27 protein-coding genes are annotated in these 25,355 nt (G+C 53.4%); 11 read left to right on the top strand and 16 right to left on the bottom strand.

The genetic code is table 11. The features are described 5' to 3' along the window. Nucleotides 1-5: 5 nt before the first annotated feature. Together ABFX35_RS07245 and ABFX35_RS07240 are read right to left on the bottom strand one after the other, a co-directional pair. Nucleotides 6-1,931 carry a DNA topoisomerase III gene (locus ABFX35_RS07245; protein WP_279023136.1) on the bottom strand — a complete coding sequence of 642 codons (1,926 nt, stop codon included), beginning with the start codon at nucleotides 1,929-1,931 and terminating at the stop codon, nucleotides 6-8. A gap of 289 nt (nucleotides 1,932-2,220) precedes the next feature. Next, nucleotides 2,221-2,772: an NAD(P)H nitroreductase gene (locus tag ABFX35_RS07240; RefSeq protein WP_279023134.1), complete on the bottom strand. Its 552-nt coding sequence runs from the start codon at nucleotides 2,770-2,772 to the stop codon at nucleotides 2,221-2,223. A gap of 162 nt (nucleotides 2,773-2,934) precedes the next feature. Between ABFX35_RS07240 and sppA the strand changes: the two genes are divergently transcribed. From sppA to pncA, 3 genes are all read left to right on the top strand, one after another. Then, a complete protein-coding gene (gene sppA / locus ABFX35_RS07235) occupies nucleotides 2,935-4,788 on the top strand; it encodes a signal peptide peptidase SppA (protein ID WP_346080070.1) in 1,854 nt (617 codons plus the stop codon). Nucleotides 4,789-4,988: 200 nt separating this feature from the next. Next, nucleotides 4,989-6,005: an asparaginase gene (gene ansA, locus ABFX35_RS07230; protein WP_346080068.1), complete on the top strand. Its 1,017-nt coding sequence runs from the start codon at nucleotides 4,989-4,991 to the stop codon at nucleotides 6,003-6,005. 26 nt (nucleotides 6,006-6,031) lie between these two features. Next, nucleotides 6,032-6,664: a bifunctional nicotinamidase/pyrazinamidase gene (pncA, locus tag ABFX35_RS07225; RefSeq protein WP_279023129.1), complete on the top strand. Its 633-nt coding sequence runs from the start codon at nucleotides 6,032-6,034 to the stop codon at nucleotides 6,662-6,664. A 64-nt stretch (nucleotides 6,665-6,728) separates the two neighbouring features. Here pncA and ABFX35_RS07220 read toward each other — a convergent pair whose 3' ends face one another. Both ABFX35_RS07220 and msrB read right to left on the bottom strand, forming a co-directional pair. Next, complete coding sequence (locus tag ABFX35_RS07220; protein ID WP_095844478.1) at nucleotides 6,729-7,001, bottom strand: YeaC family protein; 273 nt, start codon at nucleotides 6,999-7,001, stop codon at nucleotides 6,729-6,731. A gap of 62 nt (nucleotides 7,002-7,063) precedes the next feature. Next, the gene (msrB, locus tag ABFX35_RS07215; RefSeq protein ID WP_279023127.1) at nucleotides 7,064-7,477 is read right to left on the bottom strand and encodes a peptide-methionine (R)-S-oxide reductase MsrB; all 414 of its coding nucleotides are present in this window, start codon (nucleotides 7,475-7,477) and stop codon (nucleotides 7,064-7,066) included. A 347-nt stretch (nucleotides 7,478-7,824) separates the two neighbouring features. On the opposite strand from msrB, the gene gapA reads away from it, so the two are divergent. Together gapA and ABFX35_RS07205 are read left to right on the top strand one after the other, a co-directional pair. Beyond that, on the top strand, nucleotides 7,825-8,820 hold the full coding sequence (gapA, locus tag ABFX35_RS07210; protein ID WP_095844481.1) for a glyceraldehyde-3-phosphate dehydrogenase: 996 nt from the start codon (nucleotides 7,825-7,827) through the stop codon (nucleotides 8,818-8,820). An 85-nt stretch (nucleotides 8,821-8,905) separates the two neighbouring features. Beyond that, nucleotides 8,906-9,781, top strand: coding sequence for a D-hexose-6-phosphate mutarotase (locus ABFX35_RS07205; protein WP_279023125.1), 876 nt, complete (start codon nucleotides 8,906-8,908; stop codon nucleotides 9,779-9,781). Nucleotides 9,782-9,975: 194 nt separating this feature from the next. Here the strand turns inward: ABFX35_RS07205 and ABFX35_RS07200 are convergent, their stop codons facing one another. Next, complete coding sequence (locus tag ABFX35_RS07200; RefSeq protein WP_279023124.1) at nucleotides 9,976-10,740, bottom strand: MipA/OmpV family protein; 765 nt, start codon at nucleotides 10,738-10,740, stop codon at nucleotides 9,976-9,978. Between the two features lie 434 nt (nucleotides 10,741-11,174). On the opposite strand from ABFX35_RS07200, the gene yeaG reads away from it, so the two are divergent. Then, the gene (gene yeaG / locus ABFX35_RS07195) at nucleotides 11,175-13,109 is read left to right on the top strand and encodes a protein kinase YeaG (RefSeq protein WP_279023122.1); all 1,935 of its coding nucleotides are present in this window, start codon (nucleotides 11,175-11,177) and stop codon (nucleotides 13,107-13,109) included. Nucleotides 13,110-13,175: 66 nt separating this feature from the next. Beyond that, the gene (locus ABFX35_RS07190; protein WP_346080064.1) at nucleotides 13,176-14,444 is read left to right on the top strand and encodes a YeaH/YhbH family protein; all 1,269 of its coding nucleotides are present in this window, start codon (nucleotides 13,176-13,178) and stop codon (nucleotides 14,442-14,444) included. A gap of 344 nt (nucleotides 14,445-14,788) precedes the next feature. On the opposite strand, the gene ABFX35_RS07185 is transcribed toward ABFX35_RS07190, so the two are convergent. After that, on the bottom strand, nucleotides 14,789-15,415 hold the full coding sequence (locus ABFX35_RS07185; RefSeq protein WP_346080062.1) for a YagU family protein: 627 nt from the start codon (nucleotides 15,413-15,415) through the stop codon (nucleotides 14,789-14,791). A 258-nt stretch (nucleotides 15,416-15,673) separates the two neighbouring features. Beyond that, nucleotides 15,674-16,078, bottom strand: a complete 405-nt coding sequence (gene tolA, locus ABFX35_RS07180; protein WP_346080060.1) for a cell envelope integrity protein TolA — start codon at nucleotides 16,076-16,078, stop codon at nucleotides 15,674-15,676. A gap of 170 nt (nucleotides 16,079-16,248) precedes the next feature. On the opposite strand from tolA, the gene ABFX35_RS07175 reads away from it, so the two are divergent. Further along, nucleotides 16,249-16,977, top strand: coding sequence for a GntR family transcriptional regulator (locus ABFX35_RS07175; protein WP_346080058.1), 729 nt, complete (start codon nucleotides 16,249-16,251; stop codon nucleotides 16,975-16,977). A gap of 39 nt (nucleotides 16,978-17,016) precedes the next feature. Here the strand turns inward: ABFX35_RS07175 and ABFX35_RS07170 are convergent, their stop codons facing one another. The 7 genes from ABFX35_RS07170 to ABFX35_RS07140 form a co-directional block, all read right to left on the bottom strand. Next, nucleotides 17,017-17,778, bottom strand: a complete 762-nt coding sequence (locus ABFX35_RS07170) for an SDR family NAD(P)-dependent oxidoreductase (protein WP_346080056.1) — start codon at nucleotides 17,776-17,778, stop codon at nucleotides 17,017-17,019. A gap of 40 nt (nucleotides 17,779-17,818) precedes the next feature. After that, nucleotides 17,819-18,559 (bottom strand): amino acid ABC transporter ATP-binding protein, encoded by a 741-nt coding sequence (locus tag ABFX35_RS07165; RefSeq protein WP_121525929.1) that lies wholly within the window; start codon nucleotides 18,557-18,559, stop codon nucleotides 17,819-17,821. Next, the gene (locus ABFX35_RS07160) at nucleotides 18,556-19,212 is read right to left on the bottom strand and encodes an amino acid ABC transporter permease (protein ID WP_279027093.1); all 657 of its coding nucleotides are present in this window, start codon (nucleotides 19,210-19,212) and stop codon (nucleotides 18,556-18,558) included. The genes ABFX35_RS07165 and ABFX35_RS07160 overlap by 4 nt, the downstream gene beginning before the upstream one ends. Nucleotides 19,213-19,215: 3 nt before the next feature. Further along, complete coding sequence (locus tag ABFX35_RS07155; RefSeq protein ID WP_346080053.1) at nucleotides 19,216-19,878, bottom strand: amino acid ABC transporter permease; 663 nt, start codon at nucleotides 19,876-19,878, stop codon at nucleotides 19,216-19,218. A 39-nt stretch (nucleotides 19,879-19,917) separates the two neighbouring features. Then, nucleotides 19,918-20,745, bottom strand: a complete 828-nt coding sequence (locus ABFX35_RS07150) for a transporter substrate-binding domain-containing protein (protein WP_095844497.1) — start codon at nucleotides 20,743-20,745, stop codon at nucleotides 19,918-19,920. 108 nt (nucleotides 20,746-20,853) lie between these two features. Beyond that, the gene (locus ABFX35_RS07145; protein WP_346080051.1) at nucleotides 20,854-21,921 is read right to left on the bottom strand and encodes an LLM class flavin-dependent oxidoreductase; all 1,068 of its coding nucleotides are present in this window, start codon (nucleotides 21,919-21,921) and stop codon (nucleotides 20,854-20,856) included. Nucleotides 21,922-21,963: 42 nt separating this feature from the next. After that, entirely contained in the window at nucleotides 21,964-22,467 is a 504-nt protein-coding gene (locus ABFX35_RS07140; protein ID WP_095844499.1) for a flavin reductase family protein, read from the bottom strand. Nucleotides 22,468-22,893: 426 nt separating this feature from the next. On the opposite strand from ABFX35_RS07140, the gene nqrE reads away from it, so the two are divergent. Further along, entirely contained in the window at nucleotides 22,894-23,490 is a 597-nt protein-coding gene (nqrE, locus tag ABFX35_RS07135) for an NADH:ubiquinone reductase (Na(+)-transporting) subunit E (RefSeq protein ID WP_095844500.1), read from the top strand. An 87-nt stretch (nucleotides 23,491-23,577) separates the two neighbouring features. Here the strand turns inward: nqrE and ABFX35_RS07130 are convergent, their stop codons facing one another. Further along, nucleotides 23,578-23,739 carry a YqaE/Pmp3 family membrane protein gene (locus ABFX35_RS07130; RefSeq protein ID WP_095844501.1) on the bottom strand — a complete coding sequence of 54 codons (162 nt, stop codon included), beginning with the start codon at nucleotides 23,737-23,739 and terminating at the stop codon, nucleotides 23,578-23,580. 282 nt (nucleotides 23,740-24,021) lie between these two features. Here ABFX35_RS07130 and ABFX35_RS07125 point away from each other — a divergent pair, with 282 nt between their 5' ends. Beyond that, a complete protein-coding gene (locus tag ABFX35_RS07125) occupies nucleotides 24,022-24,198 on the top strand; it encodes a GhoT/OrtT family toxin (RefSeq protein ID WP_279027090.1) in 177 nt (58 codons plus the stop codon). 44 nt (nucleotides 24,199-24,242) lie between these two features. Here ABFX35_RS07125 and ABFX35_RS07120 read toward each other — a convergent pair whose 3' ends face one another. Continuing rightward, complete coding sequence (locus ABFX35_RS07120) at nucleotides 24,243-24,437, bottom strand: hypothetical protein (RefSeq protein WP_279027089.1); 195 nt, start codon at nucleotides 24,435-24,437, stop codon at nucleotides 24,243-24,245. A 111-nt stretch (nucleotides 24,438-24,548) separates the two neighbouring features. On the opposite strand from ABFX35_RS07120, the gene ABFX35_RS07115 reads away from it, so the two are divergent. Further along, complete coding sequence (locus tag ABFX35_RS07115) at nucleotides 24,549-25,355, top strand: ATP-binding cassette domain-containing protein (protein WP_346080048.1); 807 nt, start codon at nucleotides 24,549-24,551, stop codon at nucleotides 25,353-25,355.

Raw genomic sequence — 25,355 nt, 5'->3', positions numbered from 1 at the left:
GCGGGCTATTCGCTTTTTTCCGGTTGCCGGGCGGCCCGTTTTTTCCGCTTCTTGCCCCCGCTGCTTGGCGGCGGCTGGATGCCACGGAATGCCATGCTTGCCCGGCTCTGCTTGGCCTGAAAAATCAGCGCTTGTAATGTCTCAACCAACGGTTGCATGAAATCCTGATAGCGGCAGGCCTTTTCGCTGATTTGCGTCAGCGTGGCTTCCCAGTGCGCCGTCATATCCGGCCGCGCCGCCTGCTCCGGCAGGGAGTGAATCAGGGCACGCCCCGCTTCGCTGGCGTGGATATAGCGCCCTTTCTTATACAAAAACGCCCGTTTGAACAGCAGTTCAATGATCCCAGCGCGCGTGGCCTCAGTGCCTAAGCCGTCGGTGGCACGTAGAATTTTCTTTAACGCCTTATCCTGCACAAAGCGCGCAATCCCGGTCATAGCGGACAGCAAACTGGCATCGGTAAACGGCCGCGGCGGCTGGGTTTGGCGCTCAACGACTTCACCGCGCTCACACAATAGTTCGTCGTCTTTTGCCACCACCGGCAGCGGCGAGCCTTCATTTTCTTCATCTCGCTCTTTACTGCCCAGCAGCGTGCGCCAGCCGGCTTCCGCCAGAAAGCGCGCCTTGGCGATAAACTTGCCGCCGGCGATGTCCAACTCAATCACGCACTTGCGGAACACGGCTTCAGGGCAGAACTGCATCAGGTACTGGCGGGCTACCAGGCCATAAACGTTCAGTTCATCGTGGCTGAGATTCGCCTTGCTGGCCCGCGCTGTGGGGATAATCGCATGGTGAGCATCCACCTTGCCGTCATCCCAGCAGCGGTTGCGGCGATCGCTGTCGATCACCGGCTGCGGGTAGAGTTCCGGCTGGTGCACGCCGATCGCATTCAATACCGCATGCCGGCCGGCGAAGTGTTCTTCGGGCAGATAGCGGCAATCGGAGCGCGGATAGGTAATCAGTTTGTGGGTTTCATACAACCGCTGGCAAATATCCAGCACCTGCTGCGCGCTGAGGTTATAGCGCTTGGCCGCTTCAATCTGCAGCGTGGAAAGGGAAAACGGCAACGGCGCGATGTCGGTTTCGCGCTTATCGTTATACGCCGTCACAATCGCCGGCTGGCCTTCAATGCGCTTGACCACGTGTTCGGCCAGCGGCCGATGCAGCAAGCGCCCTTCTTCATCCTGGTAAGGCTCGCAGGATTCGCTCGGCTGCCACATCGCCACGAAACGCTCATCAGCCGGGGTGACGATATGGGCTTTCACCTCGAAGAAGTCCTTCGGGATGAAATTTTCGATTTCTTCGTCGCGCCGCACCACCAGCCCTAAAACCGGCGTCTGTACCCGGCCAACGGACAGCACCCCGTCGTAGCCGGCATTGCGCCCCAGCAGCGTATAGGCGCGGGTCATATTGATGCCGTACAGCCAATCAGCGCGCGCACGCGCCAGCGCGGAAACACACAGCGGGATGAAATCGCGGTTGTCGCGCAAGCGCTCAATGGCCCGCTCCACCGCCTGCGGGTTAAGATCGTTGACCAGGCAGCGGCGCACCGCCTGGCGTTTTTCCGGCGGCAGGCTCAGGTAATCCAGCACCTCGTCCACCAGCAGTTGCCCTTCTCTGTCGGGATCGCCTGCGTGTACGACTTCGTCCGCTTCCTGCAGCAGCTTTTTGATCGCATTCAGCTGTTTGCTGACCGAAGGGCGCGGCTGCAGGCGCCACTTATCCGGAATAATCGGTAAATCAGCCAACGACCAGCGCGCATAGCGACTGTCGTAAGCATCCGGCTGCGCCTGCTCCAGCAGGTGGCCAACACACCAGGTCACCACATCGTTATTCCCGCAGGCAATAAAGCCCTCACCGCGGCGATGCGGTTTGGGTAATACATCGGCAATGGCGCGCGCCAAACTCGGTTTCTCGGCAATAAACAGTCGCATTATTCACCGTTACTCTGGCTGTACGTCATCATCATTCTCTTGTTCAACATCGTTATCACGGCCATCAATCCGTTGCGGCGCCCCCGATTATTTGCGCAGCCTGAGTATCATTCGGCCATATCGTTGCCCCGGCGGTTCGCCAGCCGGTGGCATACGGGCAGAATATCACAGGGTAACGCGCGCTGGCGGGATGGATGCGCGCAGGCCGACAATAACTGAACGGCCTGCGCAAAAACAATGCACATTTGCACGGTGCGGAGTATTTTACCGTGCGCCTGCGCAGTAGCTATCAGAAATAACTGACAAACGGCGTGCTGTCCGGCGCGACAACTTTTGCCTCCATTTTCAACTGCGGCGTGCCCAGATAGAGAAAACCGACGATCTCATCCTGTTCACGGCAGCCGAAGGCTTCACGCACCAGCGCATGTTTCGTCCATGCGCCAGTGCGCCAGATACCATTGAACCCCTGCGCCAACGCCGCCATCTGCATCGCCTGAACGGCACAACCGGCGGAAACGACCTGCTCCCAATGCGGCACCTTATGGCTTTCGGTACAATGTGCGATAACGGTGATAATCAGCGGTGCGCGAAACGGCGCCTGTTTCGCCTTTTCTTGCGCCGCTTGGTCCAGGTTATCCTGCTTTGCAGCAGTTTGTAACAATTGACTGAACCGCGCCAGACCGGCATCTTCAATCATGACAAAACGCCACGGCCGCAGCGCGCCGTGATCCGGCGCGCGCAGCCCGGCGTTGATGATATTCTGGCGCACGTCGCCGCTGGGCGCAGGCGCAGTAAGGCGTGAGGCCGAGCGGCGGTTCAGTAACAGATCCAGCGCATCCATCGTAAACTCCTGATAATCACTTTGATTTGGCACACGTTAGCATAGCTAAACGGCGAGTTACAGCCTGGCCCGGCACCGTGATGCAATCCATGATTTAAAGCTGACATTTGCTCAACCGCTCATTAGGATAGCGGAACAACCTCAACTTACGTTGGAGAACTCATGCGCACATTGTGGCGAATTTTGGCCAATATTTTCAGGTGGACATGGCGTCTGCTGAACTTTATTAGGGAGCTGGTGCTCAATCTGTTTTTAGTTTTGTTGATCCTGGTCGGGGTCGGCATCTATCTTGCTTTCCAAAGTGGCCCGCCGGTCACCCCCACGCGCGGCGCCCTGCTGGTCAATCTGAGCGGCGTAGTGGTTGATGAGCCAACGGTAAATAATAAAGTGCGCCAATGGGGCCGCGAATTGCTAGGGGCCTCCAGCAACCGGCTGCAGGAGAACTCGCTGTTTGACGTCGTCAATGCCATCCGCGCGGCCAAGGAGGATAAGAACATTACCGGGATGGTGCTGCAGTTAAACGATTTTGTCGGCACCGACCAGCCTTCGCTGCAGTATATCGGCAAAGCGCTACGCGAATTCCGTGATAGCGGCAAACCGATTTACGCCATCGGCGATAGCTACAACCAAACCCAATACTATCTGGCCAGCTACGCCAACAAAGTTTATCTGTCGCCACAGGGCGCAGTCGACCTGCACGGCTTCGCCAGCAACAATCTGTATTACAAGTCGCTGCTGGACAAGCTGAAGGTCACCACCAACATCTTCCGCGTCGGCACCTACAAATCCGCCGTTGAACCGCTGATTCGTGATGATATGTCCCCTGCCGCGCGTGACGCCGACAGCCGCTGGGTTGGCGGGCTGTGGCAGAACTACCTGAACACGGTATCGGCCAATCGCCAGATAACCCCGGAACAGCTGTTCCCTGGCGCAAGCGGCATTTTGAGCGGCATGCAGGCTGCCGGTGGTGATACGGCAAAATATGCGCTGGACAACAAACTGGTGGACGAATTAGCGACGCGTACGGTGATTGAAGATCACCTGATCAAAGCCTTTGGCTGGGACAAACAGGCCAACGACTTCAATGCCGTCAGCATTTATGACTACCAGCCGAAGCCAACGCCGGACCAGGGCGGCAAGATTGCCGTGATCTTCGCCAACGGCGCCATCATGGATGGCGAGCAGGCACCAGGCCAGGTGGGCGGCGATACCACCGCGGCGGAACTGCGCCAGGCACGCCTGGATCCAGCCATCAAGGCGGTGGTGTTCCGTGTTAACAGCCCAGGCGGCAGCGTTAGCGCCTCGGAGGTGATCCGTGCCGAACTGGCGGCAGTGCGCGCGGCAGGCAAGCCGGTGGTGGTTTCCATGGGCGGCATGGCGGCCTCTGGCGGTTACTGGATTTCCACACCGGCAGACTACATCGTTGCCAGCCCCAGCACCCTCACCGGTTCCATCGGTATTTTCGGGGTGATCAACACCTATGAGAACACGCTTGACAGCGTTGGCGTGCATACCGATGGCGTGGCGACCTCGCCGCTGGCCGATCTGGCCGTGACCAAAGCGTTACCGCCTGAATTCTCACAGATGATGCAGATGAATATTGAAAGCGGTTACCGTCACTTCCTGGAATTGGTTGCCAACTCGCGCAAAATGACGCCGGAACAGGTAGATAAAATCGCACAGGGCCACGTTTGGATCGGCAGCGATGCCAAATCCAACGGCCTGGTGGATCAATTAGGTGATTTTGATGATGCCGTGAACAAAGCCGCACAGTTGGCAAAACTGCCGCAATGGCAGCTCAACTGGTTTGTTGATACGCCAAGCCTGACCGATATGGTGCTGGGCCAGTTTGGCGCGTCAATCCATGCGATGCTGCCAACGGCGTTGCAAGCGCTGTTGCCTGCACCGTTGGCCTCTGTGGCCATGAGTGTGAACGAACAGGCGGGCTTGTTCAATAATCTGAACGATCCTCAAAACCGCTATGCCTTCTGCCTGACATGCGGCGACATCCGTTAAGCCATAAACCGGCTGTCTTTCGTCTGATGCAACCCCCGCATGAAAATGCGGGGGTTTTTTTGCGGTATTAGCAGCCGCGACAATGACCATTCCCGCGCTGTGGCGATACAAGATAATGGCCTGCCGGCCGACGATTCGCTTTTTTTCTGCCGTTATCCCCCTATAATTCACCGCATCTTATGTTTATCAGAATTCCAGCTATGCAAAAAAAATCCATTTACGTTGCGTATACCGGCGGCACCATCGGCATGCAGCGCTCCGAGCAGGGTTATATCCCTGTTTCTGGCCACCTGCAGCGCCAGCTGGCGCTGATGCCCGAGTTCCATCGCCCGGAAATGCCGGACTTTACCATCCACGAATACGCACCGCTGATCGATTCTTCCGATATGACGCCGGAAGACTGGCAGCACATCGCCGACGACATCAAACAGAACTACGACAGCTACGACGGCTTCGTTATTTTGCACGGTACCGATACCATGGCGTTCACGGCTTCGGCCCTCTCATTCATGCTGGAGAATCTGGATAAGCCGGTGATAGTGACAGGGTCACAGATACCACTGGCGGAACTGCGCTCCGATGGGCAAACCAACCTGCTCAACGCGCTGTACCTGGCGGCTAACCACCCGGTGAATGAAGTCAGCCTGTTTTTCAACAACAAGCTGTTTCGCGGCAACCGCACCACCAAGGCTCATGCCGATGGCTTCGACGCCTTTGCTTCGCCCAACCTGCCGCCATTGCTGGAAGCCGGCATCCATATCCGCCGTCATAACGGCATCAGCGCGCCCGCCTGCCATGGCGCGCTCAAGGTGCATGCCATTACGCCGCAGCCCATCGGCGTGGTCACCATTTATCCGGGGATTTCCGGTGCGGTAGTGCGTAACTTCTTGCTGCAACCGGTCAAGGCGTTAATCCTGCGCTCTTATGGCGTCGGCAATGCCCCGCAAAAACCCGAACTGCTTGATGAATTGCGTGCGGCCGCCGAGCGTGGCATCGTGGTGGTTAACCTCACCCAGTGCATCTCCGGCCGAGTTAACATGGGGGGCTACGCCACCGGTAACGCGCTCGCCCATGCCGGCGTGGTGAGCGGTTTTGATATGACGGTTGAAGCGGCGCTCACCAAACTGCATTACCTGTTAAGCCAGCCGCTTTCGCCTGAGGAGATCCGTGCCCAGATGCAAATGGATCTGCGCGGGGAAGTGAGCATTGCCGGTTAAACCGGCCGAGGACGAGGACGATAACGATGAACACAGCGCTGTTGCTGATTGACCTGCAAAATGACTTTTGCCACGGCGGTGCGCTGGCGGTAAAGGATGGCGACGCCACGATTGCCGTGGCTAATCAGGCAATGGCCGCCAGCGAGGCGCGCGGGGAGCCGGTTGTCGCCAGCCAGGATTGGCACCCTGCCGACCACCGTAGCTTTGCCGTTAATTCACATAGCGAAGTGGGCACCCTGGGCGAACTGGAAGGGTTGCCACAGATCTGGTGGCCGGTGCATTGCGTGCAGGACAGCCACGGCGCGGCTTTTCACCCGCAGCTACATCAGCAGGCCATAACGCAGGTGGTTAAAAAGGGATTGGATCCGGCCATCGACAGTTACAGCGCCTTCTTTGACAATGGCCACCGGGCGGCCACAGCGCTTGACGGCTGGTTAAAGGCGCATAACATCCGCCAGTTGGCGGTGATGGGGCTGGCGACCGACTACTGCGTGAAATTCACCGTGCTCGACGCACTGCTGTTGGGCTATTCCGTCAAGGTGATCGTTGATGGCTGCCGCGGCGTCAATCTGCAACCCGATGACAGTGAACTGGCCTTGCAGACGATGCATCAGGCCGGGGCCGAGTTGATTACCCTGGCCGCCTTTGTGCAGCAGTAAGCAATACAGGGTGCGGCCGGCGCCCTGCTCTGCGGTCTACCAACGCAAGCCCGAACCGCGGGGCTCACTGTGGTTTTAGCTTGGCCAGCGGCTGTTCAGCAAACTGCAGCTTCAATTCCTGCTTGCTCTTCATAACGATTTGGCCGTCGGTGCCAATGCTCATGTGCTGCGGCTCGACGTTGTTCAACGCCTGCCACAGCATCACAGCCTGCAGGCTGTTTTCCTTTTGCTCCGGCGTCAAGGCAACGCCATCCGGCCATTTACCCAATTCAACAGCGCGTGCAAGCCGCTGATAAACTTCCGGCGTCATCGCCGCGATCAGATCTTTCACATCCATCAATACTGTCTCGCTTCCAGATGAATAATTTGCTGAATCGATTTTGTTTGTAGGGTTACTGCTTAACCGGCGATCTTTTCGCCGCTCTCGCCGTCGGTAAAGCGTAATGATGCCGAATTCACACAATAACGTTCCCCTGTCGGCTGTGGGCCATCGGGGAAAACATGCCCCAAATGGGCGTCGCACTGGCCGCAGCGAATCTCAACCCGGTGCATATTGTGTGAATAATCATCAATATAGCGGATGGCGTTATCAGTAACTGGCTGATAAAAGCTGGGCCAACCACAGCCGGAATCATACTTGCTGTCGGAATAGAACAGTGGCGCATTGCAACACAGGCAGTGGTAGATGCCAGAGCGGGTGTTATGCAGCAACTTGCCGCTGTACGGCGCTTCCGTACCGCGATCTTGGGTCACATAACGCTGAATTTCATTCAGTTCCGTAACGCTTTGATGTTTTGGGGTCTCTTTAGCCATCGGTGGTTTTCTCGACAAATAGATTATCTCAACGAAAACAATGAGTAATAATAACAAAAAATTAACAACATTGCAGACGATTTTGGCCTAAACTGTAGGGCATAAAGGTTACGCAGGCATTATATGTGACCTGGATCACATATAATGCCATGTTGTTCTTTAAACTTAGCGGCTTGACCTCGTGGAAAAATGAGGCCGTGCATAAATGGAATGTGCAATAAGCGTGCAAATAGGGCTTCCAGCTTTGATTTGCCGCAATTATTGACACGATTCCGCTTGACGCTTGGTGAGGTTTTTGTAATTTTACAACCAACCTTTTATTCACTAACAAATAGCTGGTGGAATATATGACTATCAAAGTAGGTATCAACGGTTTTGGCCGTATCGGTCGCATTGTTTTCCGTGCTGCTCAGGAACGTTCTGACATCGAGATCGTAGCAATCAACGATCTGTTGGACGCTGACTACATGGCATACATGCTGAAGTATGACTCTACTCACGGCCGTTTTAAAGGCACTGTAGAAGTTAAAGACGGCCACCTGGTTGTTAACGGCAAAACCATCCGTGTTACCTCAGAACGTGATCCGGCAAACCTGAAGTGGAACGAAGTTGGCGTTGACGTTGTTGCTGAAGCTACCGGTCTGTTCCTGACTGACGAAACTGCACGCAAACACATCACTGCTGGCGCCAAGAAAGTGGTTATGACTGGCCCATCCAAAGATGCTACCCCGATGTTCGTTCGCGGTGCAAACTTCGAAAAATACGCTGGCCAGGACATCGTTTCCAACGCTTCCTGCACCACCAACTGCCTGGCGCCGCTGGCAAAAGTTATCAACGACAACTTCGGCATCATCGAAGCGCTGATGACCACTGTTCACGCAACTACCGCTACTCAGAAAACCGTTGATGGCCCGTCTCACAAAGACTGGCGTGGCGGTCGTGGCGCTAGCCAGAACATCATCCCTTCATCTACCGGTGCTGCTAAAGCAGTAGGTAAAGTTCTGCCAGAACTGAACGGTAAACTGACCGGTATGGCGTTCCGCGTTCCTACTCCAAACGTATCTGTCGTTGACCTGACCGTACGTCTGGAAAAAGCAGCGACTTACGAACAGATCAAAGCTGCGGTTAAAGCTGCATCCGAAGGCCCAATGAAAGGCGTTCTGGGCTACACTGACGAAGATCTGGTTTCTACCGACTTCAACGGTGAAGTTTGCACTTCCGTGTTTGACGCTAAAGCAGGTATCGCGCTGAGCGACAACTTCGTGAAACTGGTTTCTTGGTACGATAACGAAACCGGCTACTCTCACAAAGTTCTGGACCTGATTGCTCACATCTCCAAATAATGGAATGATGTGCTGTTGATGACGAGGGCGACATTTATGTCGCCCTTTTTATTGTTTGCAGTTGCGAATAAATAAGGGCATCACGATGAACGAAAAAATCTTTACCCTACCCGTTACTGAACAAATCTCTCCGTACATCAGCCAGCGTCAGTTGGACGAACTTCCTCTGATTGTTATCTCTCACCCTAAAGTCCGTGCAGCGGTTGCATTACAAGGTGCGCACCTGCTGGCCTGGCAGCCGAGCGGTGACGCGCCAGTGATCTGGCTAAGCAAAAATACCCCGTTCAAACAGGGCAATGCGATCCGTGGCGGTGTGCCGATTTGCTGGCCGTGGTTTGGCCCGGCGGGGAAACCCTCGCACGGTTTTGCCCGCAACCAACCGTGGAACCTGACGGCGCATGATGAAAACGATGACGGCGTTATCCTGACCTTCACGCTGAAAGACAACGAACAAACCCGCAAGCTGTGGCCACATGCCTTCACCCTACTCGCCCGCTTCAAGCTGGGGGAAGAGTGTGAAATTGAGCTGGAAGCTCATGGCGATTTCCAAACCACGGCGGCGCTGCACAGCTATTTCCAGATTGGGGATATTGATACGGTCACCGTTGCCGGCTTAGGTGAACACTACATTGATAAAGTACTTAACGGTGCCGAAGCGCAACACGCTGGGGAGTTGGCCTTCAGCGGCCAAACCGATCGTATTTACACCCAGCCGGCATCTTACAGCCTGATCAAAGATCCCACTTTACAACGCACGCTGGAAGTTCATCACCACCACATGAGTGATGTGATAGCCTGGAACCCAGGCGTGGAACTTTCCTGTAGCATGGCCGATATGGCGAATGACGGTTACAAAACCATGGTATGCGTAGAAACCGGGCGCATCAGCAAGCCAATGATAGCCACTGCGGCACAGCCTGCACGCCTGGCCGTTACGCTGCACAGCCGCAAACGGGTGTAAATCACACCTAATCGCCAACGGTGAAACACTCGCCGTTAAAACAGGGGGGCCTGGCAAAGCAGCCCCCCTGTTGATGGCGTAGGCAAATAACACTGCAAATGTACCTGCCACCGGAGATCGCCCCACACTGGTGCAATAACCCACCAAAGCACCAAAACAATGCAAGTGGCGCACAATATTGGCGCAACCTACCTTTAGAAGGTATAGCGTACGCCGGTCCAAAGCAGCCCGGTGTACGATTTATCTACCATCGGGCTATCTTTCACTTCATCAGACAACTGGATATAGCGGCCCATAAAGAAAGCATTCCAGTCCTTATTGATCTGGTAGTTGGCAACCAGCTCTACGTAGGGTGCCCAGCTATCGCTCGGCTTATACTGCGCCAGCCCGCTGCGCGCGGCTTCCGCGCCGCTGACGCCATAATAATACTGGTTTTGCTTTTTACTGTTCCAGCCCACGCCCACGGCTGGCGATAGGCTCCAGGCCCCCAATTTGACCGGGTAGATATAAGCCAAATCCCCAACCAGACCATTGCTGTTATCCAGCGTATCGCCGGAAAACGCGGTGCGCAGCGTGCCCCATTGCGCCTGATGCGAGTATAAAACGCCGGCCATCAGCGTGCCGTGGCGTGCATCCAGACGCTTCATCTGACCATCGTCGGTATCGCGAGTGCGGAAACTCAACGGGGAGTAATAGGCGGTCAGGCTCAGCTGATTTTGCGGGTCTTTCCACAGGTAGTAGCCGGCGCTGAGCGTGCGAAAGAAAAAGTCGTCGCCTTCATAATTGATGATAGGAACAGGATAAACGCGCTCCTGATAGCCACGATACGGGTTCGGGCTGACCAACGCGGAAGCGCCAATTGACCAGGTTCCCGCCTGTGCACCCTGTGCGCCAAGCAGCGCGGAAACGATAACCGCCAACGTATTTAACCGAGATATCTTCACAAATTTGTCGTCCATTTCATTAATGACAGGGTTAATAGCCCCGCTATTCTATGTGAACACCCGGTTAATGGTTCAATCTTTACATTAAAAAACAAATAAAAACGGATAAATTAATTTTGCAATGTGTCCAACTCATGTCATGAATGTGAAATTTTGCTACCCAGCCCGCACCTGCCAAGGCCGTTAGCACCCTTAAAATAACTGAGTCATTGATATGTCTTAAAAAAAGCTTTTTAGTCAGCAGGAAAAATTTTGCTATGCCAACTACGCTTAAATAAGGAGGGGTAATCATCCTGAGCCCAGTGGCAAAACAGCGCGACTCGCGATAATAAGACGCACAAGTTGGCATACGGGTTGCTGTACTCAGGTATAACCTCTTCTTTCGGGGGCAAGAACACCATCACACGCTCCCTTTAACCTGTGCTAATAACGAAAGGACGGGCATCGCCATGAACATATTTGACCACTACCGCCAGCGCTACGAAGCTGCCAAGGACGAAGAGTTCACACTGCAGGAGTTTCTTGCCATCTGCCGGCAAGATCGCAGTGCATATGCCAATGCGGCGGAACGCCTGCTCATGGCTATCGGTGAACCAGTCATGGTAGACACCGCGCTTGACTCGCGCATGTCGCGCTTGTTCTCCAACCGCGTGATTGCACGCTATCCAGCATTTGAAGAATTCTACGGCATGGAAGAGGCCATCGAACAGATTGTCTCCTACCTGAAACATGCCGCTCAAGGGCTGGAAGAGAAGAAACAAATCCTTTACCTGCTGGGCCCGGTGGGCGGCGGTAAATCATCCCTGGCGGAACGCCTGAAGGCGCTAATGCAGCGCGTTCCCATCTATACCCTGAGCGCCAACGGTGAGCGCAGCCCGGTCAACGATCACCCGCTGTGCCTGTTTAACCCACAGGAAGATGCCAATATTCTGGAAAAAGAATACAACATCCCCAAACGCTATCTCGGCACGATCATGTCCCCATGGGCGGCCAAACGCCTGCATGAGTTTGGCGGCGATATCACCAAGTTCAAGGTGGTGAAGGTGCGCCCTTCCATCCTGGAACAAATCGCCATCGCCAAGACCGAGCCGGGCGACGAAAACAACCAGGATATCTCTGCGTTGGTGGGTAAAGTGGATATCCGCAAGCTGGAAAACCACGCCCAGAACGATCCGGATGCCTATGGCTACTCCGGCGCCCTGTGCCGCGCCAACCAGGGGATCATGGAATTCGTGGAGATGTTTAAAGCCCCGATCAAAGTGCTGCACCCCCTGCTGACCGCTACGCAGGAGGGCAACTACAACGGGACTGAAGGCATCTCCGCCCTGCCGTTCAACGGTATTATCCTGGCGCACTCCAATGAATCGGAGTGGGTGACCTTCCGTAACAACAAAAACAACGAGGCGTTCCTCGACCGCGTTTACATCGTCAAAGTGCCTTACTGCCTGCGGGTGTCGGAAGAAATCAAAATCTACGACAAGTTGCTGGATCACAGTGAGTTGTCTCATGCCCCGTGCGCCCCTGGCACATTGGAAACGCTGGCGCGCTTTACCGTGCTTTCACGGCTGAAAGAACCGGAAAACTCGAGCATCTACTCGAAGATGCGCGTCTATGACGGCGAAAGCCTGAAGGACACCGATCCTAAAGCCAAGTCTTACCAGGAATACAGGGACTACGCTGGGGTTGATGAAGGGATGAACGGCCTTTCCACCCGTTTTGCCTTCAAAATCCTTTCCCGGGTGTTTAACTTCGATCACACCGAAGTGGCGGCCAACCCGGTACACCTGTTCTACGTACTGGAACAGCAGATCGAACGTGAACAGTTCCCACAGGATGTGGCGGAGAAATACCTGGAGTTCCTGAAAGGCTACCTGATCCCGAAATACGCCGAGTTTATCGGCAAAGAGATCCAGACCGCCTACCTGGAATCCTACTCCGAGTATGGCCAGAACATATTTGATCGCTATGTGACTTACGCTGACTTCTGGATCCAGGATCAGGAGTACCGTGATCCGGATACCGGGCAACTGTTCGATCGCGAATCCCTTAACGCTGAATTGGAGAAAATTGAAAAGCCGGCGGGGATCAGTAATCCAAAAGATTTCCGCAACGAAATCGTCAACTTTGTACTGCGCGCTCGCGCGAATAACAATGGCCGCAACCCGAACTGGACCAGCTACGAGAAGCTGCGCACGGTCATCGAGAAGAAAATGTTCTCGAACACCGAGGAGTTGCTGCCGGTCATTTCCTTTAATGCTAAAACCTCAACGGATGAGCAGAAGAAACACGACGATTTCGTCGATCGTATGATGGAAAAAGGCTATACCCGCAAACAGGTCCGCTTGCTGTGCGAATGGTACCTGCGGGTGAGAAAATCTTCATAATGCTAGCTACACAGCAGCAGACTGAAGTGGCCTGGGAGGAAGTTGGCAACGTTGTTTGGGGGAAGTATGGCGTATTTTATTGATCGTCGGCTTAACGGTAAAAATAAGAGCATGGTGAACCGCCAGCGCTTCTTACGCCGTTACAAGTCGCAAATCAAACAGTCGATTGCCGAAGCCATCAACAAGCGTTCGGTCACCGACGTAGACAGTGGGGAGTCCGTCTCAATCCCAACTGGCGATATCAACGAACCGATGTTCCATCAGGGCCGCGGTGGCACACGCCACCGCGTTCATCCCGGCAACGATCACTTTGTGCAAAACGATCGCGTGGAGCGCCCGCAAGGGGGAGCGGGCGGCGGCAGCGGCCAGGGCAACGCGGGGCAAGACGGCGAAGGCCAGGACGAGTTCGTGTTCCAAATCTCCAAGGACGAGTATCTTGATCTGCTATTCGAAGATCTGGCGCTACCCAACCTGAAAAAGAACCAGTACAAGCAGTTGACGGAGTTTAAAACCCACCGTGCCGGCTACACCGCCAACGGGGTGCCGGCCAATATCAGCGTGGTGCGCTCGCTACAGAACTCTCTGGCGCGGCGCACGGCCATGACCGCCGGCAAACGGCGCGCACTGCATGAGCTTGAAGATAGCCTTGCGCAGTTGGAAAGCACCGAACCGGTGCAACTGCTGGAGGAGGAACGCCTGCGCAAGGAAATTGCCGAACTGCGCAAAAAAATCGAAAGAGTGCCGTTTATCGATACCTTCGATTTGCGCTACAAAAACTTCGAGCGGCGCCCGGAGCCTTCCAGTCAGGCGGTCATGTTTTGCCTGATGGACGTTTCAGGTTCGATGGATCAGGCCACCAAGGATATGGCCAAACGTTTTTATATCCTGCTCTATTTGTTCCTGAGCCGGACCTACAAGAACGTTGACGTAGTGTATATCCGCCACCATACCCAGGCAAAAGAGGTTGATGAACAAGAGTTTTTCTACTCGCAGGAAACCGGCGGCACGATCGTCTCCAGCGCGCTGAAGCTCATGAGCGAGGTGGTTGAAGAGCGTTACGATCCTGCCCAATGGAATATTTATGCGGCACAGGCTTCAGATGGCGATAACTGGGCCGATGACTCACCGCTGTGTCACGAACTGCTGGCGAAGAAGATCCTGCCAATGGTGCGCTACTACAGCTATATAGAAATTACCCGCCGGGCACATCAAACCCTGTGGCGGGAGTATGAAGATCTGCAAAACAACTTTGAAAACTTCGCCATGCAGCATATTCGCGAACCTGACGATATTTACCCGGTCTTTCGCGAGCTTTTTCGCAAGCAGACTGTGTGAAATGTATATTTCACCAATAAAAACAGTCAGTTAACCTCGGTTTTCTGGCTGTTTTTTTATGCTTTCGAGTGATGTTGAAGATCGTTATTGATCAATAAGTTGCGTTGAATTTTGGGGAACAAATTTTGTTTCCATTGGTTAAAACACCGTCATAGGGGGCGGCGGTTAGAATCCTCTCATGCCGACACAGAAACTCCAGAAAAACCAACCGTAACAGGTTAATGCCGTTCACTTAAGCCTCAACTGACTTGAAACTGAACGGATATTTTCCCCTTACCGCTACCGCTGCCATATAAAAGGAAAAACCCGCACTGTTGGCGGGTTCGTGATGTGTATTTCTCAGTTTATCTGAACGCGGAATTTAGAGGAATCTCTGCGTCAGGTTCACGCGTAATCCTGTTTCGGAGATCACGGCGAATTATCTCAATAGACCAGAACCATATTAAGTGACCAAAGATCTCAGAAACGTTTTCATACCATGGAAGGTCGAAAAGTGGTGGGGTTAAGCCCATAAGTGGGAATGAAATCATATGGACAAATAGCTGTGCAAGTGCGCCAGCTAGCAGCCCCTGCCATAACTTAATTTTAGGGAACACTTCTGCAACGACACAATACCCAACGGCGAACACGATGGAGAATATGATGTGTGTTACGCCAACCCAGTTAAAAACATGCCCAGCGAAGGTATAGACAGCTGCATTAGGATCTGCCAATCCTAGCCAATCGCGTAGAAAAATATATGGAGGGTTGAGGAAGTTCCTTGAGCAATCGATCTGCCCAGCTGCTCTAATTAATGATTCTGGCCCACACGCACTGGTAAACATGTCCACAGGACTACGCGGAGGAAGGGGTACTTCAGCGCCCCATTTTACAAATGCCGAAACCACACCTGAAATAACCCCAATAAGCAATGCAACACCATAATGCCGTCTACGAGGTTCTGTCTGTACAAAAAAGTCTCTTAATGCCATAAAACCGCCACTTGAAAGTAATATTTACATACTTAATATCCCTTAAGTTGGATGTATATCATTTTGATTCAGATCACAGTTTCCATTCCATTCTCATAAATTTTTTTTCACAAACAAAAACCCCGCCGAAGCGAGGATGTCAGGGCTGGTTTAATCCACCGGGTTGTTTCCGGTTCAGCCCGTCCGTCACCCCAGTTTTCGGATTCAGAAAGGCGGCACTGGCTTGACGCTGACGTTTTTTCAACATAATCAAACCAATTACAAAGGCCTAAGCTCGATAATAAATGTCTTGAAAGCCTGGTAAACTTCTTCATCTGGCGGGGCTGGAATATCCGCGGCCTTAATACCGTTTATTCCTGCTTCACATAGTAGAGGGTCACCTTTGAGCGCGGTTATGTTCGTCACTTTACCACTGCTATCCAAGTTAACTTTAAGATTACATGTCTTACCCGAGAATCGCTCAATATCTACCATATGCAATTGACTCGCTTGCATAATGACATACATATAGTTTCTTGCCTTACTATCTGGACTTGTGGCCTTGCTACCAGTATCGGTGAGACCTTTAAATAGGTCATCAACCGGATCGTTCCCAGGCTTGGTATTGCAAGCAGAAAGTAGAGATATGCACAGGCAAACAACAATAATGACACATCCTTTCATCAGTAAGATCCCTTTAGAAAACCTCATTCAATTATACGGAACACACACAAACCGTCGAGCCATGAGTGCTGCCTCCCGGGAAATTGTAGACAATCTACCAATTTCTACCTTGCCTGCCCAAGACATGCTATGCTGATTTTGTTCGTTTAACGGGGGCGCCAGGGTCCATTATGGCAATAAAAAAAGAAGTCGTGAGCAGGAAAATACTCGTACCAGTCAACAATATCGCCAGCTCGGAACACGCCGCCGATCAGATCCGCAACGCCATCATCAAGGGGTTGTTTAAGCCCGGCGATCGCTTGATTGAAAAAAATCTTACTGACGAGCTTAACGTATCGCGCCATCCGATACGCGAAGCGCTGCGCCGGTTGAGCCAGGAAGGCTTGGTGGAAGTGCGCCCCAATCGCGGGGCCGTAGTGGCAAAACTGGAGCCGGCCAATATCCTGGAAGTGTATGCGATCCGTTCTGCATTAGGCGAACTGGCGCTGAAAGCTTTTCATGCCAATCCGAAACTGCCCGCGCCAGATGTGATAAAGGCGCTGGAAAAAATGGCGAATGCAGCAGTAAAACTGGCGCGCCAGGAAAACCAGCAACCCACCATACAAAACGATCTTGTGTTCCAGGAAACCATTGTTGCCGCCAGCGGTCTGGCGCGCTGCGCGCGCTATTTTGCAGAAACCACGGTGGAGGTGCAGCGTTTCAATAACCTCACCGGTATTGTCTACACGGAACGTGAGTCCGACGCCATCAATTATGTTGTGGGGCTACTTGATGCGATTAAAGCGCGGGATATTGATAAAGCACTGTTCATTTGGAAAGACAAATTTGCCAAGGCAGTAGCGCGATATATGGCGCTCTTGGAGAAAGAACAAACGGCCGCAAATAACATTGCCCGCTAATAAACTTGTTAGCGGGCAATAAAACGGCTGCCATAGAGGCTACAGCGAGACACCGCCGTCAATAATTACCGTTTGGCCAGTGATCATACTGCCGGCAAAGCCAAGATAAACAATTAACTCGGCAACATCCTGCGGCACGCACCAGCGTTTTAGCGGCGTAGCGGCGATGGTGCTGGCCCGCCGTTCATCAGACCATTCGATCGCCCACGAACTTTCCACCGAACCGGGCGCCACCGCATTCACCCGCACCTCCGGCGCCAACGCATGGGCCAGGTTTTTGGTCAGGTTGATCACGGCGGCCTTGGATGCACTGTAGGCAATGGTGCTGGCAATCGAGCCGAACCCGGCAATTGACGCGGTGTTGACAATCGCCCCACCGCTGGCTTTCAGGCCAGCCGCTGCCGCTTTGGAACAGCGGAACACGCTCATTAGGTTAATGTTCATTATCGTCTGCCATAACTCTTCGCTCACCGCACCCAGCTCCTGTACCGGGATCGGTTTGCTTACCCCCGGCGTACCGGCGTTGTTCACCAACAAGTCCAGGTGCCCCAAATCAGCGATGGCCTGTTGCACCATCGCAGCAACCTGTTCAGGATCGGCAAGATCGCCCGGCGCGCCGATCACCGCTAGCCCTTCTTCTTTCAACGCTGCCAGTGCCTGGGCCGCACGCGGATCGTCTGGCAGGTAGTTAATCGCCACCAATGCGCCGCTGCGCGCCATCAACCTTGCGGTTTCAAAACCAATACCGCTGGCACCACCGGTAACCAATGCTGTCTTGCCCGTCAGATCGAATGTCATCATGTTCGCAATATCCTCGAAAAACGCTATGCGTTGCTGCCGCTCACGCGGCCTGCTCACCGCGGCTTTCACGCCGCAAAAATTTGCGTGTCTGTTCCTGCGCGGGTTGGTCGATCACCTGCGCGGCGCTGCCGATTTCACACACATTACCCTGATGCAGGAATGCCACACGATCGGCGGATTCGCGCACGAAGTTGATGTCATGCGTCACCACTACCATGGTCATACCTTCCGATTTCAGCAGCCGCATGGTCGCCAGCACTTCCCCCACCAGTTCGGGATCCAGCGCTGAAGTCACCTCGTCAAACAGCATGTATGACGGCTCCATCGCCAGCGCCCGTGCAATCGCCAAACGCTGTAGCTGGCCGCCGGAAAGCTGGGACGGCATCATCCTGGCTTTCGCGCCCAGGCCAACGTGCTCCAGGTGTTTGTGCGCCAGCGCCGTGGCCTGTTTTTTCCCCATCTTTGCCACCACCTGCGGCGCCAGCGCGACATTCTCCAGCGCATTGAGGTGGGGAAAGGCGTTGTACTGCTGGAAAACGATGCCCAGTTTGCGGCGCAGTTGGTTGATATTGGTCGCGCCGGCATGCACGCTGACGCCATCAACAACAATCTCGCCGCCCTGGATATTTTCCAAGCCATTAATGCACTGCAGCAACGTGGATTTTCCCGATCCGCTGGCGCCAATCAGGCAAACCAGCTCCCCTTTATCAATGGTGAGATCGATGCCTTTCAGCACGCTGACCGCCCCATAGGTTTTCTGTACATTTTTGATTTCAATCATATGGCCACCTTCTCCTCTAGATAACGGCTGTAACGGGAAATGGGATAACAGATCAGGAAATAAAACAGCCCGGTGCCCAACAACAGCAACCACGTTTCATGGGTGCGGGTAATCAGCGTCTGCGTGGCGCGCATGAACTCGACATAGCCGATCACCCCAGCCAGCGCACTGTCTTTGATTAGGCTCAGCAGCAGCCCCACCCAGGCACTCAGGCCATTGCGCAGCGCCAATGGCAACGAGATATGCCATAACTCCTGCCAGGCGCTCATACCCAGCGAACGCGCGCTGTGCCGGAAGGAACGAGGCACGGACTGGAAACAGGCGCGCGCCACTTCAGATGTGACCACCGCCATCCAGATCCCCAACGCCAGACTGCCCAACATATAAGGCGAAAGCGGCATATTGAGCATAGAAAACAAGCTATTGAAGATGATCAGCGTGATAATCATCGGCACGCTGCGGAAAATATCCACCAACGGCGCGCTTAATAATTGAAAGCTAAATGACGCGGCGCGAGCCCAGCCGAGTGGGATACCCAGTAAAGTGCCAATCACCCCGGCAGTGCCGGCCATCGCCAGGGTATTCAACGCGCCCTGCAGCAGAAACCAACTGTCGGCCCACTGTAGCGGCTGATATCCAAGCACAAATTGCATCTTTTACCTCCGATACATCAGTCTGAAGGCGCCCATCGCAGCAAACTGAATGATTTTAGCGATGGCGTAGTAAATGCCGGCGGTGACAATGAAGAACTCAAAGGTACGGAAGCTAACCGACTGCGCATACTGGGCTGCGCCAGAGAGTTCCCGCAGGCCCACCAGCATCCCCAGCGACGTGTTCAACATTGCCCACACGGCTTGGGTTACAAAAGGCAAAAACACCACCTTAAATACCTGCGGGAAAATCACATGCTGAAAAGCCTGGCGCTGATTCATGCCCAATGAGCGTGCCGTCGCCATTTGCTGGCGCGGAATGGCTTTCAGCCCGCCACGGAATATTTCCGCCAGATACCCCGCATTATTAAAGGTGATGGCAATTAACACCGAAATGTAACTTGAGATATTTATTCCCAATGCGCCAAGGCCGAAATACATCAGATAAACCTGGAACAAAACCGGCGTATTGCGGGATAATTCAACCCACCCGCTGGAAATATAATAGCCCCAGCCTTTCTTGGATTGCCGCGCTACAGACATCGGTATGGCAAACACCATACCGAAGACGACGGACAATAGCGTTATCTGCAATGTAACCCAGGCGCCGGACAATAATTGCGGCAAGGCGGCAAAAACAATCGACCAGTAAAATTGATAATCCTGCATGGGCACACCCTGATTAATCATACGGATACAGCGTGCGGTCTAGAAGTCCACGCCTGGCATATTCAGAGCAGGCAGTGGGCCGTCCCCCATATATTTTTTATACAGCTCAGCATAGCGGCCAGAAACCACCTGATGCCAGACAAACACTTTGGCCCAATTGAGGAATTCCTGATCGCCCCTGCGAACCACCAGCCCATCCATATCCGCCAGCGGTGCCAGGCCGCCGGTAGCAAACGTCGGGAACTGGCCGCTGGCCGCCAGTGTGTTATAAACGGCGGAGGCCTGCAAAATTGCATCTACTTTGCCCTGCTGCAGCGCCATAAAGGTTTCAGTATCGCTGGCAAACCCGATGTAACTGGTGCCGCTATCCTTCCAACGCCCCTGCAACTCTTTGTTAAATAACTGTTCGAAGGTGGAACCCACGACCGCCCCCAATTTTTTGCCGCGCAGCTGTTCGTAATTGGTGATACCGGTGTCTTTGCGCGTTACTACGGTAACGGTGTAATTCACATAGGGCTGGGTGAATGCTACCGTCATTGCCCGCTCCGGTGTGATGGTGGTCGAGCCAACGACAATATCCACCCGTTTGGAGACCAGCGCAGGGATACGATCTGAAGCCGGAGTCTGAACAATAACCGGCTCCACCCCCAGGGATTTCGCCATATCCTGGCAATAAGCCACGTCATACCCATCAGGTTTATTGTCAGGCGTCATAAACCCTGAAGGCGGGGAATCAAGCACCACGGCACAGCGTAATTTCTTGGCTTTAATAACAGCATCCAGCGTCGATTCGGCCTGGGCCGCATGGGTAAGAAACAAGGCTGTTAACACAATAAAAACGGCTGACTTTTTCGTATGATTAAACATAATAAATTCCCCGCGATGGTTTAATTAATAATAGCTATAGCGCCATTAACATTCGTTCGAGTCACTCCTCATGCAAGGCAATAATCGGTAACAAACAGGCAGGTCTAATTATTTACGGCCGATATCAGCAATCGGGCCTAATTCTTTCTCAATTAATGGTATGACTTCTTTACTGAAGCGATAGAGCGATTTCTGCGCCCGCGCTAACGGCATACAACCAAACTGGAAATTACAGGTGTAATTTAACGGGCTTAGCTTTTTAATATCAGCAATCATCTTTTCGGCCACCTGATAGGCATCGCCGACCACCATATTGTCGGCATATTGCTCCAGGGTATATTCCCCTTCAAAGGCTTCGTTGCGGATGTAGCCATCGGCGTCGATCGGCAATTGCGCCTTGCGTAAATGATTTGCCATACGGCCAACATAGCGCGCGCGTTCGGCCGCCTCCAACGCTTCAGAGCGGCTGTCGGTCACGTGGACATATTGCATAATGGCCAACGGTTTGGTCGCCGGATTCTCACCCAGGCTCTCCCAGCTTTGGTTCAGCCCCTCGACCATTTTATACAATACCGGTGAGCCCAGCGTGCTGGCAGCATGGAACGGCACCGCCTGCCATTTATTCAGCCGCGCCAATAACCGTGGATGCGATGTGGTAACAAATAAAGGCGGCAACGGCGACTGATAGGATTTGATGGCAAACGTGGTATGAGGAATCGAAATATGCTCGCCGTTGTATTCCACTTCCCCGGTGACCAGGGCCTGTTCAATCACATCCCAGTATTCAAGGAAAATGTCGACCTTCTTATCCAACGCCACATGGTAACGATCAAACTCATACTGCTGATAGCCGGTGCCCATGCCCAAAACCAGCCGGCCATCGGTCATGGCGTCAACCGTGGCAATTTCCTGCGCCAGGCGCAACGGGTGGTAAAGCGGCAAAACCAATACGCCGGGCGCCAGCTTAATTTTTGTCGTCCAGCCAGCGGCGTTGGCCGCCATCAGCAGCGGCGATGGGCTGCTGGAGTAGTTGGCGAAATGGTGTTCGGCAAACCATGCAATATCAAACCCCACTTCTTCCGCCGTCTTCACCATGGTTTGGGTATCGCGCATAACGCCCTTCACCCCTGCCGGATGATCACGCAAGGTCATCAGGCTGAATAATCCAAGTTGCATCTTTTTCTCCTGCTCTGGTAATGGTTGGCCCGGCAAAAATGGCTAATCCGAGCCGGCGTTGGATAACGGGACAGAAGTGACGTAAGCGCCATTCTGGTAGATAAGCGGTGCAATCTCATGGCGGTATTGGCAGTCGCTCACCCGGCCGATCACAATGTGGTGTGTGGCATAAGGCACGCTTTGGTCCAGTTCGCAAAACAGCATCGCCTGGGCGTCGGCCAGGTAAGGCACGCCCGCCGGGTTGCTGCGCCATTCGCCGGTGGCAAAGCGCTCATGCGGCGGCTGCGGTGTACTGAAACGTTGCGAAATAGCGGCATGCTCTTTATTCAGCAGGTTGATGCAGTATTTTTTCTGCGCCAGCAATGGCGTTAACAGGCTGGACGAACTGTTGATGCACACCAGAACGGCCACGGGATCAAAACATAAGGAAGTCACCGCGGTGGCGGTAATGCCATAAGGGACGCCTTCATGCCGACAGGTGATAACACAGACCGTGGTGGCCAGCCGCCGCATACAATGGAGAAAGTTATCTTTGACGTGATTCATCAACCTAACCCCGCAAAACACCGTTCAATAACGTTGATTGTTGATAATCCAGCTCAGCAATATGGTAGATTGTCAACAATGTTAAATTTATGTATTCATCATTCGTCAGGCAGGGTTTGGTTGTCAATAAATTGTTTAATTTTACGCCATATGAAATTCATATGCATAAACATATAATTTATATTCAATAGGTTAGTTTAATTTTACCGTGGCATCGCTACTGCCGGTATACGGAGGGGCCAGGCGAATCCCGGATGATTTTACCGGTGCTCTGGATTAAGCCAGATGCTTTAAAACCACGCTTTTTACACCGGTTTTCGTACGGGGTAACTCGCCGCCGGATCGGGGGCGCCAAACCGGCGCTTGGTCAAAGACGGCTGGGTTTGCCACGTGTTATTATGCCCGCTCATAGCAATAGGAGGTGATATGGAAAACTACTTGGGGATTTTTTTGCGCGCCGTTTTTGTTGAAAACATGGCTCTTAATTTCTTCCTGGGTATGTGCACCTTCCTGGCGATATCAAAAAAGGTGGATACGGCATTTAAGCTGGGCGTAACCGTTACGCTGCTATTAGCGATCGCCACGCCGCTGAATAATCTGATTTATCATTACCTGCTGCGGGAAAACGCCATCATTGAAGGCGTCGATCTCAGCTTTCTGGATTTCATCACCTTTATCGGCGTGCTGGCTGCGCTGGTGCAAATCCTCGAAATGCTGTTGGATCGCTATGTTCCGTCGTTGCACCAATCGCTGGGTGCCTTTTTACCGTTACTGACTATCCACTGCGCGATTTTCGGCGCGACCATCTTTATGGTGCAACGCGAATATAATTTCGCTGAATCTTTTGTCTACGGCACCGGCTGCGGTATCGGCTGGCTGCTGGCGATTGTGTCGCTGGCTGGCCTGCGTGAGAAGATGAAATACGCCAATATGCCAAAGGGGCTGCAGGGGTTGGGCAGTGTCTTTATGACCGCCGGGCTGATGTCGCTCGGGTTCATGTCTTTTGCCGGGATCAAACTTTAAACCAGGCGGTTTGAAAATAACAACGGGGAGCGTATCGCTACACTCCCCGCTGAAGGTTCTGGAGGCGCTTTCCGCCTCATACTGCGCTTACGATTGCTTGGTCTGCACCCAGAAAGCGTGGATCAGCCCCGGAATATAGCCCAGCAGCGTCAAAATGATGTTAAGGATGAATGCCCAGCCGAAGCCCTTCCCGAGCAGTACGCCCAATGGTGGCAAAATAATGGTAAATACAATCCGCCAAAAACCCATAATATCTCCTTGCGTGATTTCCGTATGCTCAACTTATTACAACCGCTTAATATTATCAAACCGTTATCAGAATATTCTCAGCATTAGCCATACCCGTAACGCCATTATTTTAAGCGGGATAGCAAAACCTATTACGCCACCGAGGAAATAGCACACAAAACTAAAGGTTTTTTCCGACCCACCCGACACTTTTGCGGCTATGACAGAGATAAAATGAAGCATTGATTATCTGGGCGGCTGCTCCTAGAATCGCCGCCACAATAATAAGAGGAGCCTGTTTTCATGTCGCAACTGTGGGTAGCAACACAATACTTTTACTTATTTGGCCTTATATTTTCCATGGTTTTCACCTACCTGGTTAGCCGGGATACGCTTAAAATCCGCTGCATCAGCGCGTTAATCATCGGCCTGACCTGGCCACTGAGTCTGCCCGTGGTTTTACTTTTTTCATTATTCTGAGCGGGGTATCACCCAGCCAGGGTCAACCATCCGCACCAACCTGATTAGCCTTTGGGTATATGGGGTTCTGAAATATCCACCAGCCGGCAGAGTTTACTGAAATTGTCGGCGCTCTCGCAGATCTTGTCGGTGACAAACAAGCCCAGATAGCCGATCACCAGCACATAGCCGATCATGCACAAAATGAAAATAAACGTCTTCACCCCAATCCCAACCCAACCGTCGCTTTTATCTATCATACCGTGAATAACGCCGATTCGCCCATGCAAAACAAAAGGCGCGGTGACTATGGTCATTCAAGGGATGAGATGTTATGTTATCACATAACTTAACACCCTGTAGATATCATCATGGACCGACACGCTCCACCGCTGCTGGCCGTCAACAACCTTACGCTGGTGCTGGATGGCAAAACCAAAATCAACAAATTGAGTTTTGAACTGCAACACGGTGAGAGCCTGTGTTTACTGGGGGCCTCTGGTTCGGGCAAATCACTCACGGCAAGCGCCATTCTGGGTACGCTACCGCCCAATGCCGTCCTGAGCGGTTCCATCCGCGTCTGCGGGCGGGAAGTCGGCGGCCAGCGCCTGCAGCAACGCGGCCCGGCGCCAGTAGCCGCTATTTTTCAAGATCCTTTCACTACCTTGAATCCACTGGTTAGCGTTGGCAAACAGTTGGGGATGGCGTTGCGCTATCAACAGGGAATAAGCCGCCAGGCAGCCGATGCCTGCGCCAGCGAACTGCTGGCTGCGCTCGGTCTGGAGCCCAATGCCATTCTGCCGCGCTACCCCAGCCAGCTGTCAGGCGGGCAATGCCAACGGATTTGCGCCGCCCTGGCGTTGAGCGGGCAACAGCGCCTGCTGATCGCCGATGAGCCCACTACCGCGTTGGATATGGTCAGCCAGCACCAGGTGATTGACCTTTTACGCCAGTACACCAATCACACCACCGGCAGAGGGCTGCTGTTTATCACGCATGATGTCACCGTTGCGGCTGCACTGTGCCAACGCGCCGTTATCCTGGCCGGCGGCCAACAGATTGAGCAAGGCCCAATCGGCCACATCATGCAGCGGCCCGCCCATCCCTATACCCATAGCCTGGTTATGGCGGCCCGCCAGCTGTATCAGGCCCATAACGGTTTTCGCCAGGCGGTATAA

Origin of the sequence: Gibbsiella dentisursi (assembly GCF_039539505.1) — a bacterium.
GTDB lineage: Bacteria > Pseudomonadota > Gammaproteobacteria > Enterobacterales > Enterobacteriaceae > Gibbsiella > Gibbsiella quercinecans.
Note: the sequence above shows the minus strand (reverse complement) of the source record. Positions and strands in the feature narration are given on the sequence as shown.